Raw genomic sequence first — 12,416 nt, 5'->3', positions numbered from 1 at the left:
AGGGGTGAACCACCACTCATTTGATTCGAAACAGTTTTTATAAGAAGTGATGTATTTAAGCTATGGCTGATAAGCGCAATATTTTTCTGATTGGCCCAATGGGGGCTGGCAAAAGCACCATCGGGCGGCAACTCGCCAAATCTCTTCATTTAGAGTTCTTTGATTCTGATACCGAAATAGAACGCCGTACTGGCGCCGATATTAGTTGGGTATTTGAACTCGAGGGAGAGGAAGGTTTCCGTGATCGAGAAGAAAAAATGATCAGTGAGCTAACTGAAAATACGGGCATTGTTTTAGCCACCGGCGGCGGCTCGATTATTAGCAAAGAAAATCGCCTGAAGCTATCGGCCCGTGGCGTTGTGGTTTATCTGAAAACCAATATTGATAAGCAAGTGGCCCGTACGCAACGCGATAAACGTCGGCCGTTGCTAGCCAATGCAGATAACCCGCGAGAAGTGCTTGAAAATTTAGCCGAAGAGCGCGATCCTCTGTATGAAGAAATCGCCGATGTGGTTATCCACACCGATGAGCAAAGCGCAAAAGTAGTTGCCAACGAAATTATTGCCAAATTGGGGTTATAAAATGAATGCACCAACGCAGAGCCTAAATGTTTCTCTTGGTGCACGCAGTTATCCAATTTATGTGGGCAGTGGGCTACTGAATACGTCGGTAGCCGCAATTTTAAAACAAGCGTTGCCAAACGCTGGTGAGCAAATCGTTATTATTAGCAATGCCACCGTTGCTGAACATTATCTCAAGCCGTTAACCGATAACCTGCAATCGCAAGGTGTATCCCGCAATAATATCTATCACGCCCTTATGCCCGACGGTGAATCGTATAAATCATTGGCGATTTACGGCGAAATTATGGATCTGCTAGTAAAACATCGCCTTAACCGCGATTGTACAATCATAGCGCTCGGTGGCGGTGTCGTGGGTGATATGGCGGGGTTTGTGGCGGCTACGTGGCAGCGAGGCGTGCCATTTATTCAGATACCTACCACGTTATTGGCGCAGGTTGATTCTTCCGTGGGCGGAAAAACTGCAGTGAATCACCCCGGTGGTAAAAACCTGATTGGAGCGTTTCATCAACCATCAGCTGTGGTTATTGATATAAACACGCTGCGTAGTTTACCGGTACGTGAACTCAAGGCGGGTCTTGCCGAAGTTATTAAGTATGGCGTGATGGCCGATAGCAATTTTTTTGCATGGCTAGAACTCAACATGGTGCGGTTACTCGATCGTCAGCCAGAGGCGCTGGCGCATGCGATTACGCGTAGTTGCGAGATAAAAGCTGATATCGTGGCAGCCGACGAGCACGAAAATGGTATTCGAGCGTTACTAAATCTTGGTCATACCTTCGGCCACGCTATTGAAGCCGCTACCAACTATAAAACATGGTTACATGGTGAAGCGGTAGCGGTTGGCATGGTGATGGCCGCGCGTTTAGCGGTTCAGCAGGGCTATATTGAAACTACGCACGCCAAACGGATCGAAAAGCTAATCGCAAGCGCTGGTTTACCGATTCGGCCGCCTAAAGATATGACAAAGAAAACTTGGCTAGATCTTATGGCTCGCGATAAAAAAGTAAAGCAAGGCAAGCTGCGGTTTATTTTGCCAACGGGCCCAGGCCGTGCAAATATTTTTAGTAATATTAGCAGCGAAGCTCTAACAAGGCTTATTGATGCACTTTGATGCGTGTTATTGTGCATAACTTCCAGTTACACTAACTTCACAGACCAACAAAATAATAATATATGAAGAAGCAGCGCGCGTTCCTAAAGTGGGCCGGTGGAAAATATACATTAATCGAGCCTATCAAACGCTTGCTTCCCCCTGGAGATAAGCTCATAGAGCCGTTCGTGGGCGCTGGGTCCGTGTTTTTAAACACCGATTACGATAAGTACCTGCTGAATGATATCAATGCCGATCTGATTAACCTTTATAAATTCCTGAAGCGCCGGCCAAAAACCTACATCGAGGATGCCCGCCGATTTTTTGTGTCCGGGAATAACAATCCCGAAGCTTACTATGCTCTGCGTAAAGAATTTAATGCCAGCACCGATCCGTATTTCCGCTCGTTGGTATTCCTGTATTTGAACCGGCACGGCTATAATGGGTTGTGTCGTTACAATGCTAGTGGTGCGTTTAACGTGCCGTTTGGCCGCTATAACGGCCCCTATTACCCTCAGGCAGAACTAGAATTTTTTGCGGAAAGAGCAAAGAAAGCGACATTCACCTGTGAACCGTTTCAAAATAGTTTCCGGCGTGCTCGTGATAATCATGTTATCTATTGCGATCCACCTTATTTACCGTTGAGCACTACCGCCAATTTCACCAGCTATTCTGGCAATGGTTTTGGCTTAGATGAGCAATTATTGCTCGCGCAAAAGGCGCGGCATGCCTCGTTGAAACGCAATATTCCGGTGTTAATCAGTAACCACGATACCGACACCGCCCGGCTTTTTTATGAACACGCCGAACTAACAACCTTGCAGGTACATCGATTTATCAGTCAAAATGGGGCTAATCGAAAAAAAGTGGGTGAGCTCCTTGCGTATTTCGCCCCCGGTTTAATTCCTCGGAGGAAGTGATGCTGCAATTCAGCGCTAGCCAGTTAGATGAGCTCAACGCACTTCAACTACACGATATTCTCAAACTGCGGCAAGATATTTTCATTGTTGAGCAAAACTGTGTGTATCCCGATATCGATGGCACTGATGCGAATTGGCTGCACTTATGTGGGTACGATAACCAAGGTCTTGTTGCGTATGCCCGATTACATTGCCCCGGCAATGAAACTTCCGAGATTGGTCGGGTAGTTGTTAATCAACGTGGCAGAGGAAAGAACTATGGGCGTGAACTCATGAAACGAGCGGTAATAGAAATTCTTGCGCGCGCGCCAGATCAGCCTATTGAGTTGAATGCGCAAACCTACCTACTGGAGTTTTATGGTTCGCTTGGCTTTAAAATTATTGGCGAGGAATACTTAGAAGATGGTATTCCACATCGCCTAATGGAATATCGCCCGTGAGTTTCCCCGTTCCGCTTTTGGCGGCAGAGCCAGAGTTACAATCAGCGGCTGCGGCGTTAGCTGCTGAATTTGGGTTGCCGACAACGGATACCGAGGCCGATTTCATTCTTGAACTTACCCGCGAAGGCTTGCAGTTACGCTGGCGTAGCAAGCCCGAATATCAACCATTGATTCTGGATTACACGCGTGGCGCGCAGGCATGGCGCCAGCAATTAGGTGGCGGCCGCCAAGAAGCTGTGGTTAGAGCCCTCGGCTTGGGTAAAGGCTTTCGGCCAAAAGTGTTAGATGCCACCGCAGGGCTTGGGCGCGATAGCTTGATGTTAGGGCATGCAGGTTGTGAAGTGTGGATGTTAGAGCGAAACCCGGCGATTCATGCGCTTTTACATCAAGCCGTGCTGCACTTGCAGCAATTTCATGGCGATGGCCACTGGAGTTCTCAGCGCGTGCATGTATTGCCTGCGGGTAGTTTGCTCGATAAAGAAAGTCTGCATGAGGAATTTAGCAAACTACAGCCCCATGCTGTTTATCTCGATCCTATGTTTCCAGAGCGAGAGAAATCAGCCGCTGTTAAAAAAGATATGCAGGTGTTGCAACATTTAGTGGGGGCGGATCTTGATGCCGATGGCCTGTTACCTGCTGCATTAGCGCTGGCGAGTTGTCGAGTTGTAGTGAAGCGCCCAGCGAAAGCCCCGTTTCTAGCAGGGCAAACGCCAAGCAGCCAGATTGCCAGTAAAAAACATCGCTTTGATGTTTATATCAAGCAGCCTTATCCCAAAGTTAACGTTTAAATTGGTTGCGAATCCATCGGCCGTTAGCGAGCCGGTGAAATTCTTAACGCGCCCTCTTCCACGGTTAATGAAAGTGGAACCTGCATTAAAAGCTGCTGTGTGCGATCGTTTGGATCTAGGCGATACACCGGTTGTTGGCTCATAAATTCATCCAGAATTTCTAAAACTTGGCCATTTAACCCCGTTAAGCTCCCGGAATAACCGCCAGCATTAATCGATGAATTCACCACATTTAATCGGCGGACATAAACGGCCTTTTCATTGCCATCGTACATTGGCGCACCTTCAACACCCAGATTTAATGCTACTGGATAGCTACGGCCAAAAACTTCAATCGGCAGATTAAAACCAGCCTGTAAGCGCACGATATCGGTTTGTTCTGGGCCGATCTCAGCGGTTAACGAGGTGATTTCTAAAGGCACCGAGAAGCCCATAATGCTCACGGCAGGTTGCTGCTTTTCAGCTTGTTGTAAAATTAATTGCTCTAATTGGCTTTCGTTTATGCGGTAACTCACCATATCGGTGAATTGTGCACAGGAAGAAAGAAGAAATACGCTCAACAGCATAAAACAACGCTTCATACGGCTACTCCTGAAATACTTTAAGTGCACTTAGGTTAACGGTAAAACACATTGAAACAAAGTTAATCTTGGTTGCTTTACGTGGTTCAGGTATTCTTAGCCACAGTTTTTCATACAATAACAATATATAGGTCTTTCTTATGGCTAAAGCATTCAAGGTTCCGCATACCCTGACGCTGCTGTTCGGCATGATGATCATCGCGATGTTGGCAACCTGGGTAGTACCGCAGGGCTTTTTCGAAACTTTCATTAATGATGCGAATCGCGAAGTAGTTATTCCAGGCACGTTTTCATTAGTTGATGAGCGCCAATATCTAACGCCTTGGCAATTGCTAACTGCGGTGCCACGCGCTTTCGCAGCGGCTCAAGATATTATCTTTTTCGTGTTTATCGTGGGTGGTGTGTTAGCCATTGCGCGGCGCACGGGCACCGTTGATGCGCTCATCGGTCGGTTATTGAAAAAGCATAGCGATAAACCACAGAAGCTTATCTTCATGGTTATTTTCTTTTTCTCGCTAGCTTCAGCCGCTATAGGCACGGCGGGTGAATATATTCCCTTCGTATTAATTCTAGTAGGCCTATGTAAAGCGATGCGCCTTGATGCTATGACCGCGGTAGGGATGACAGTAGCGGGTTACGGCGTAGGTTATGGTGCTTCGGCATTTAATCCATTCACGGTGTTAATTGCACAAGGCATTGCGGAAGTGCCATTGCACTCAGGCTTGTGGCTTCGCTTAGTTATAATTGTCCCCTTCATTTTGATTGCCTTCCATCATGTTTGGACCTACGCGAAAAAAGTGATTGCCGATCCAAGCCAATCAATGGTTGCAGATCTGCCCTGTCCACTGGAAGGAAAGGAAACTATTGCGTACCCAGAGTTAAATAATCGCCACCGAATGATTCTGGGTACTTTTATAGGTACCATCGCTATCGCCAGCTATGGCATTTCACAATACGGTTGGTACTTATACGAACTGGGTGCGTGCTTTGTGGGTTGGGGTTTGCTCATTACCGTATTGGGCCGTTTAAAATTCGATGAGGCGGCTGATAGCTTTATCGAAGGTGTGAAAGATTTAACCACCACAGCCGTGCTGATAGGTGTAGCTCGAGGTATTGCCCTTATTCTTGAAGATGGGCAAATTCTGCACAGCATTGTTAATGGCCTTGCTATGCCTTTATCGCACGTGCCTGCAGCGGCTTCTGCGGTAGGTATGTTAGTGATTCAAACTATTTTGAACCTATTTGTACCTTCAGGATCAGGGCAAGCGTTTGTAACCATGCCACTCATGGCGCCACTGAGTGATTTAGTGGGCGTTCCACGGCAGGTTGCGGTATTGGCCTATCAGTTTGGTGATGGCTTCTCGAACATGATTGTACCTACCAACGCCGTATTGATGGGTATCATCGGTATTGCTGGCGTGCCTTACGATCGTTGGTTCCGCTTTTGTATGCCACTACTTGGTAAGTTAATGCTGTTCGCTACCATAGTTTTGATACTCGCCGTAGTATTCGGCTATGGCGCAGATATACCGATATCCTAAGTTTCGGAATCGGCTAAGCCAATCAGTTAGCACGCCAATACTGCATGAGCAGTGAGGCATACAATAACGCTCAAGGTGAAAGCTTTGAGCGTTATTTTCGTATTTGTTTTTTTACCTATTAGCGGACACCCCAAAGCATGCCAGTGAACGATATTGTAAATGTAAACACGCTTGTTATTGGTGCCGGTGCGGCGGGATTAATGTGTGGGGCTACGGCGGCGAAGCGTGGCTTATCTGTGGTGGTGCTTGATCATGCGAAACAAGCAGGTAAGAAAATTCTTATCTCGGGTGGTGGCCGTTGTAATTTCACGAATATGTATACCAGCCCAGAAAACTTCCTTTCGCAAAATCCCCATTTTTGTAAATCAGCCCTGAGCCGTTATACCCAATGGGATTTCGTAGCCATGGTGGATAAACACAACATACCATGGCATGAGAAAACCCTAGGCCAACTGTTCTGTGATGATTCGGCGAAAGATATTGTGCGGATGCTAATGCAAGAGTGCAGCTCGGCTGGCGCGAAAGTACAACTGCGCACTGAAGTGTTTTCGGTGCAGCATGAGAATGGCGCGTACTTCGTAAAAACCTCGCAAGGCGAATTTTCTTGTAAGAATTTAGTGGTGGCTTGTGGCGGTTTATCCATGCCAAAACTTGGAGCCACGCCCTTCGGTTATAAGCTGGGTGAGCAGTTTGGCCATAGCATTGTGCCAGTGCGTGCCGGGCTCGTTCCGTTTACCCTGCACGATACCGATAAAGAAGCCTTTGCTGAACTTTCCGGTGTAGCCAGCGATGTAGTAGCAAGTAATGACCGAGCTTCTTTTCGTGAAGCGATGTTATTCACGCACCGTGGTTTAAGTGGCCCGGCGATGCTGCAAATATCATCGTTTTGGCAACCCGGTGAAACCGTGGCTGTAAACTTATTACCGAACGAAAATGCGCTCGCGCTTCTTCAGGAGGCGAAAGCAGAGCAACCGCGCAGCGGCTTGATAAGTATATTCAGCAAATATCTACCGAAACGAATGGTGCAAGTGCTGGCGAAATACGGCCATTGGCCCACTAAGAATTTAGCAGATTTGAGCAATACCGAAATCGAACGGGTAGCTAACAACCTTACCGCATGGCCAATAAAACCGAACGGCACTGAAGGTTATCGCACCGCCGAAGTTACCATCGGTGGTGTGAACGTAAATGAAGTAAGTTCGAAAACCATGGAAAGCAAACTACAGCCCGGCCTGTTCTTCATCGGCGAAGTGCTCGATGTTACCGGCTGGCTAGGCGGCTATAATTTCCAATGGGCATGGAGCTCCGGTTGGGTGTGCGGCGAATCGGTGGCTAAATAAAAAAGCAGCTTCAAGGAAGCTGCTTTCATTTCATAGAATTGTTTTTGCAAAGGCCAGGGTTACTGGTAGCGCAAATGGCTCACTTGCACGGTTCGGAATAGGCCGGTGGCGGCAAAAGCTTGCACTACATCACGGTAGTTTACTTCAGCGCCGCGAGGTTCTATCCATAAGCGGTTGCCGCTTACGCCAAAACGAATAGGCTGGCTAAGTGCCCGGCGCAGGTGCCGTTCCGCTTCCAGTAAAATGGCGGGTTTATCTTCTGAACGCTCGCCACCAGCTACAAATGCACGGTGTGCTTTTTCCAATTCTTCATCATACCATTCCACATCGATAGGCCCGGAATGGCGAATAGTCATGCCTGGGTCGTCGGGGAATGGGCGTAAAATCGTTGGGTTGTAACTTAATTCAACACGCGCATTTTCGCCATCATCGCCCTCACCTGGCGCACTCTGGCATGCAGCCAGTATGAATAACGAGCTCACGATCACTAATGTTTGCAGCACTGAACTTTTCATTTTCATACCTCAATCCATACCTAAACAATACTTACCCAAAAACATCGGCGTAAAAAATATGGTGTTATCGACGGCTAGTTATAATGCCGATCGTGATTTAAAGATAGCATCGCCCGAAGGTTTGTCGCTATTCCGCCATGTAATTTTTCGGCAAATCAATGCGTGCAACACCACTAGCCACAGCAGCCTCGGCTACTGCGCGAGCTACTCGCTGACACAAGCGAGGATCCATAGGCTTCGGAATAATATATTGGCGGCCAAACGAAAGGCTATCAACACCAGAGGCTTTTAACACGGATTCAGGAACCGGCTCTTGCGCTAATTCGCGAATAGCGGTTACCGCGGCTAACTTCATTTCATCGTTAATAGCACTGGCACGCACATCAAGTGCACCGCGGAATATAAACGGGAAGCACAGCACGTTGTTCACTTGGTTAGGATAATCCGAGCGGCCCGTAGCCATAATTAAATCATCACGGGTGGCGTTAGCGATATCAGGATGAATTTCTGGGTCTGGGTTGGAGCAGGCAAACACCACAGGATTCGGGGCCATTAGTGAGAGATCTTCGGCGCTAAATAAATCGGGGCCCGATACACCTACAAATACATCCGCGCCAGTAATGACATCTTGTAAGCTGCGCTTATCGGTATTGTTGGCAAATAATTGTTTGTATTCGTTTAAATCGGTGCGGCGAGTATGAATCACGCCTTTTGAATCAAGCATGTAAATGTGTTCGCGTTGTGCGCCACACTTTATTAGTAATTCCATGCAGGCAATCGCCGCAGCGCCAGCACCCATGCACACGATTTGTACCGTAGAAATATCTTTGCCTTGAATCTCAAGTGCGTTTAACAAGCCAGCCGAGGTAACAATGGCGGTGCCATGTTGATCATCATGAAATACAGGAATATCGCAGCGTTCGATTAACGCTTGCTCAATTTCAAAGCACTCGGGGGCTTTAATATCTTCTAAGTTAATACCACCGAACGTACCGGCAATGCTGGCTACGGTGTTAATAAAATCTTGCGTGGTACGATGCGTAACCTCAATATCAATGGAATCAAGGCCAGCGAATCGTTTAAACAATAACGCTTTACCTTCCATTACAGGTTTCGACGCCGCCGGGCCTAAATTACCTAACCCTAGAATGGCGGTACCGTTGCTGATGACCGCTACTAAATTGCCCTTAGCGGTATAGCGATAAACATCATCTGGATTTTCAGCAATAGCGCGTACTGGTTCGGCGACACCCGGACTATACGCCAATGCGAGGTCGCGCACGGTTTCAGCAGGTTTAGTAAGCTCTATACTAATTTTGCCCGGTGTTGGTAGCGCGTGGTAATCAAGTGCTTGCTGACGAAAATCGCTCATGTGTTATGTAATCCATTTTCTGCATCAGAATGAAATTAGGCTGCGTTATTTTAGTTGTTTCGGTGAATAATAACGACAGCCTAACATTGCTATGGAGAAGTGTAATGGGTTTCCCGCATTAAACAAATCTTACCTTTGTTGATTGCGCGCGTTTTGCCTTGATTAATCGCCTATTGAGCACGAAACCACTTCAGTGTTTTGTTCATTTCGAGTATCGTAATTGCCATTAAGAGTAAGGTACTTATTTTAGGGTGTTGGTATTTCAGCACGGCATAAAACAACCAGCGGTAAAGAGATAATATTATGAATCATTGGAGTAATCATTGGCTTCTTTCGCGTACGGTAAGCAGCTTTTCTGAAGGTGAAGTGGCCCAAACTTACGCGAATGATGTTAGTAATTTTTGGAGCCAAAACCTCGCGTTTCTTGGCAAAGAAGCCGTTATTGTTGATGTGGGTTCCGGGAATGGTGCAGCCGCACTAATGATTAGCGAATGGGCTAAGAAAAATGGCAAGAAATGGCAAGTTCACGGTGTTGATATAGCCACGATTAACCCGGTGAAATCGCTATCGGAAAAGCCAGAAATCAGCAAGCAACTCGAATCGATCACGTTTCACAGTGAAACCGATATGCAGAAGCTACCGTTTGCGGATAACTCGGTTGATTGCGTGGTAAGCCAATTTGGTTTCGAATATGGTGAGAGCGAAGCGGCATTAGTAGAAGCACTGCGAGTATTAAAACCGGGCGGTAAAATAGTTGCCTTAGCGCAGCACAAGAAATCGCAACTGGTAAAAGAAGCCGGGCAAGGCGCTGAGATTTTTCAGCATATTCTGAATACTACGCCATTGTTCTTACAAGCCGATTTGATGCTGCGCTTAGCAGCAATGCAAATGGAAAAAATGAGCTTCGAGGAATGGCAGAAAAATCAAGCTTGTTTAGCGTCGCGCCGCACCACTGAGTGGATTATGCAAACGCTAAAAGAGAAGTTTAATAAGCCAGAAGAGCATGTTTGGTTGAATGAAATTTTTGGCCGTGTATTGGAACTCATTAATTTCGCAACCACCACGGAAAAAGCGGTGCAAGCTGCTGAGTACCTGATGATTGCGTTTAATATGCTACAAGATCATCGTTTACGCTTGATCGATCATGGTGAAGCGGCGTTAACAGCTGCCAATACTAAAAAATGGCTAAAAGCGGCAGAAAAAGCCAAAGCCAGCGCTGAAGTAACGGAATTCAATGCCGGTGAACAATTATTTGCATGGCAGTTTATCGCCAGCAAATAAGTATGTTTAGTTGAAGCGCTAAAATGCTACGAAACGCCCTGATTCAGCCCCTGAATCAGGGCGTTTGTGTAATTTAGAGGGGAAACCCCTATATCTTGAATCGCCTTCCATTGTCATTATCTTTGCACGAAGCAACTACAGCTTCGGGTACAAATTTCGCTAGCCACTAAGCGATCAATACAACGCAATCAACGCAACACTGTTCTATAAGTAATGTTTGAGTTGATTTCCTTGGCCTGATAATGAGGAAGGTAAAATGTTTAAACATCTTATGGGTTTTGCGGTTGCTGCCACCTTACTGGTACAACCGGCTCTTACAAATAGCGCAAACGCGAATGAAATCGAGTTCAGCGCAAATCGAATTTCAGCAGATTTGGTGTTAGAGAATGGCATGGATCTGCAATTATCTATTTCGTTCGCACAAGCTATTGGCCTGAATGAAGATAACGTTAGCCTTTCGGTGCAGGCACTCGACCCCAACGATCACCGTATTGTAAATCGACTTCCCGATAATTTTAATATGTGGGCGGTTGATACCTTCCCAGTTCTAATTTCGGTAAAGCCAAAACAAGATCGAGGCTTTAGCTTTTCTGGCGAAGCCGAAATTGAACTTTATACAACTAGTATTGTTTATGCTGATAACATTCGCTTATTCCGCTCGCATGCGGGCGGTGAATTTGAAGATATTACAACGCTAACGGCGGCAGGAAGCCTGCGTGCGCGTGGCTCTACGGGGCATTTCTCAGATTTCATATTGCTTGTTGATGATCGTGATGCAAATGTAGTTGCGGCAGCAAAAGCACGCGATTTAGCGAATTATCTGTATAATCACGTGTTCAGTATGGAAGATCAATTCGGTAGCGAAATACAAGCGTTAACTCGGAATATTAACGATCACGTGCAGCAAGGGCGTTATCAAGCCGCAGCATCGAACTTGAATAATGTTTTGCGTAAATTGGAATCGGCCCGTGGGAAATCAGTTCCGAGCGTGTGGCGCTCAAGTGGCGATATCGAAAATGTGCAGGGCGAATTGCTCACGAAAGCACGCTCACTTCGTTTCACTTTAGGAACCTTGTTAAGGTAGTTATTTATGCCATTACGGATACAACTGTTTTATCCAGAACAGCCCGCGCAAAGCCACGTGCTTTTTGAAGGTAAAGAATATTTACTGGGCCGTTCTGAAGAGTGCGATATTGTGATTAACGAACAGCAAGTATCTCGTTTTCACGCCCGTATTACCTCGAAAAACGGCGTGTGGGAGTTGCATGACCATAATAGCCAGAACGGATGTTTTTCCGAAGGTGAACGCGTACGTTCGATTGCCCTTGCACAACGGGCAGAACTTATTCTAGGTGGCATCAAGTGCCGCCTAGAACAAGTTGAACACCGGCAAGTAACAGCAGAAAGTAGCTTTAGTCAGTGGCGAAATAAATATTTATCCGCCGCTGCTGAGAAGATGCTGCAAGAGAGCGCGCTTACCGATTTATTAAATTCGGCTACCGAAACACTAAGCACTATTTTATCCAGTGATCGCGCTGCAGTAATTTTTCTTGATGATGAAGGTGATATTTGTAACTGCACAGGATTCCCAGAATGGATGGCGGCGGAAAGTTTTACGGGTAGCCGTACAGCCATTCGGCAAACCATCACATCAGGTGAACCTGTGATTCTCTCATCCGTGGCAGATAACCCTGTGCTAGCTAAGGCTACGAGTATTATTCACAACTCGATTCAAGCGCTCTTGTGTTTTCCGGTGTTTTACCAAGATCAAATCGTAGCCGTTTTGTATGCCGATAGTGGGCAAGAACATCGTGCTTTCTTAGATACGGATTTAGTGATCGTGCGTTCATTTGCGCGGCAGTTATCGATGGCATTGCAGATTCAAGATATTGAACAGAGGTTACATCGCATACAAGCGATGTGATTTATTTACAATTTATATTACGAGAGCTTTGCATAAGTAT

General features: G+C 46.5%; 13 protein-coding genes. 10 read left to right on the top strand and 3 right to left on the bottom strand.

All coding sequences use genetic code 11. The features are described 5' to 3' along the window. Nucleotides 1-62 precede the first annotated feature (62 nt). From aroK to CWE13_RS08960, 5 genes are all read left to right on the top strand, one after another. The gene (gene aroK, locus CWE13_RS08980; RefSeq protein WP_007421203.1) at nucleotides 63-581 is read left to right on the top strand and encodes a shikimate kinase AroK; all 519 of its coding nucleotides are present in this window, start codon (nucleotides 63-65) and stop codon (nucleotides 579-581) included. 1 nt (nucleotide 582) lies between these two features. Continuing rightward, nucleotides 583-1,695, top strand: coding sequence for a 3-dehydroquinate synthase (gene aroB / locus CWE13_RS08975; protein WP_126807898.1), 1,113 nt, complete (start codon nucleotides 583-585; stop codon nucleotides 1,693-1,695). Between the two features lie 62 nt (nucleotides 1,696-1,757). After that, nucleotides 1,758-2,594, top strand: a complete 837-nt coding sequence (locus CWE13_RS08970) for a Dam family site-specific DNA-(adenine-N6)-methyltransferase (RefSeq protein WP_126807896.1) — start codon at nucleotides 1,758-1,760, stop codon at nucleotides 2,592-2,594. Beyond that, nucleotides 2,594-3,034, top strand: coding sequence for a GNAT family N-acetyltransferase (locus tag CWE13_RS08965; RefSeq protein ID WP_126807894.1), 441 nt, complete (start codon nucleotides 2,594-2,596; stop codon nucleotides 3,032-3,034). The genes CWE13_RS08970 and CWE13_RS08965 overlap by 1 nt, the downstream gene beginning before the upstream one ends. After that, a complete protein-coding gene (locus CWE13_RS08960) occupies nucleotides 3,031-3,822 on the top strand; it encodes a class I SAM-dependent methyltransferase (protein WP_198677930.1) in 792 nt (263 codons plus the stop codon). Before CWE13_RS08965 ends, CWE13_RS08960 begins: the two co-directional genes overlap by 4 nt. Before the next feature lie 23 nt (nucleotides 3,823-3,845). Here the strand turns inward: CWE13_RS08960 and CWE13_RS08955 are convergent, their stop codons facing one another. Next, nucleotides 3,846-4,403: a YceB family lipoprotein gene (locus CWE13_RS08955; RefSeq protein WP_126807893.1), complete on the bottom strand. Its 558-nt coding sequence runs from the start codon at nucleotides 4,401-4,403 to the stop codon at nucleotides 3,846-3,848. Nucleotides 4,404-4,543: 140 nt separating this feature from the next. Between CWE13_RS08955 and CWE13_RS08950 the strand changes: the two genes are divergently transcribed. Next, complete coding sequence (locus CWE13_RS08950) at nucleotides 4,544-5,944, top strand: YfcC family protein (RefSeq protein WP_126807891.1); 1,401 nt, start codon at nucleotides 4,544-4,546, stop codon at nucleotides 5,942-5,944. A gap of 152 nt (nucleotides 5,945-6,096) precedes the next feature. Continuing rightward, the gene (locus tag CWE13_RS08945; protein ID WP_126807996.1) at nucleotides 6,097-7,284 is read left to right on the top strand and encodes a BaiN/RdsA family NAD(P)/FAD-dependent oxidoreductase; all 1,188 of its coding nucleotides are present in this window, start codon (nucleotides 6,097-6,099) and stop codon (nucleotides 7,282-7,284) included. A gap of 59 nt (nucleotides 7,285-7,343) precedes the next feature. Here the strand turns inward: CWE13_RS08945 and CWE13_RS08940 are convergent, their stop codons facing one another. Together CWE13_RS08940 and CWE13_RS08935 are read right to left on the bottom strand one after the other, a co-directional pair. After that, nucleotides 7,344-7,805 (bottom strand): hypothetical protein, encoded by a 462-nt coding sequence (locus tag CWE13_RS08940; protein WP_126807889.1) that lies wholly within the window; start codon nucleotides 7,803-7,805, stop codon nucleotides 7,344-7,346. 121 nt (nucleotides 7,806-7,926) lie between these two features. After that, the gene (locus CWE13_RS08935; RefSeq protein ID WP_126807887.1) at nucleotides 7,927-9,171 is read right to left on the bottom strand and encodes a malic enzyme-like NAD(P)-binding protein; all 1,245 of its coding nucleotides are present in this window, start codon (nucleotides 9,169-9,171) and stop codon (nucleotides 7,927-7,929) included. Between the two features lie 303 nt (nucleotides 9,172-9,474). Between CWE13_RS08935 and CWE13_RS08930 the strand changes: the two genes are divergently transcribed. From CWE13_RS08930 to CWE13_RS08920, 3 genes are all read left to right on the top strand, one after another. Next, the gene (locus tag CWE13_RS08930; protein ID WP_126807885.1) at nucleotides 9,475-10,452 is read left to right on the top strand and encodes a class I SAM-dependent methyltransferase; all 978 of its coding nucleotides are present in this window, start codon (nucleotides 9,475-9,477) and stop codon (nucleotides 10,450-10,452) included. Nucleotides 10,453-10,708: 256 nt separating this feature from the next. Beyond that, the gene (locus tag CWE13_RS08925) at nucleotides 10,709-11,536 is read left to right on the top strand and encodes a DUF6689 family protein (RefSeq protein WP_126807883.1); all 828 of its coding nucleotides are present in this window, start codon (nucleotides 10,709-10,711) and stop codon (nucleotides 11,534-11,536) included. 6 nt (nucleotides 11,537-11,542) lie between these two features. Next, complete coding sequence (locus tag CWE13_RS08920) at nucleotides 11,543-12,376, top strand: FHA domain-containing protein (RefSeq protein ID WP_126807881.1); 834 nt, start codon at nucleotides 11,543-11,545, stop codon at nucleotides 12,374-12,376. Nucleotides 12,377-12,416 lie beyond the last annotated feature (40 nt).

Source organism: Aliidiomarina shirensis (assembly GCF_003987345.1).
Lineage (GTDB): Bacteria > Pseudomonadota > Gammaproteobacteria > Enterobacterales > Alteromonadaceae > Aliidiomarina > Aliidiomarina shirensis.
This window is presented reverse-complemented; position numbering and strand designations above follow the sequence as displayed.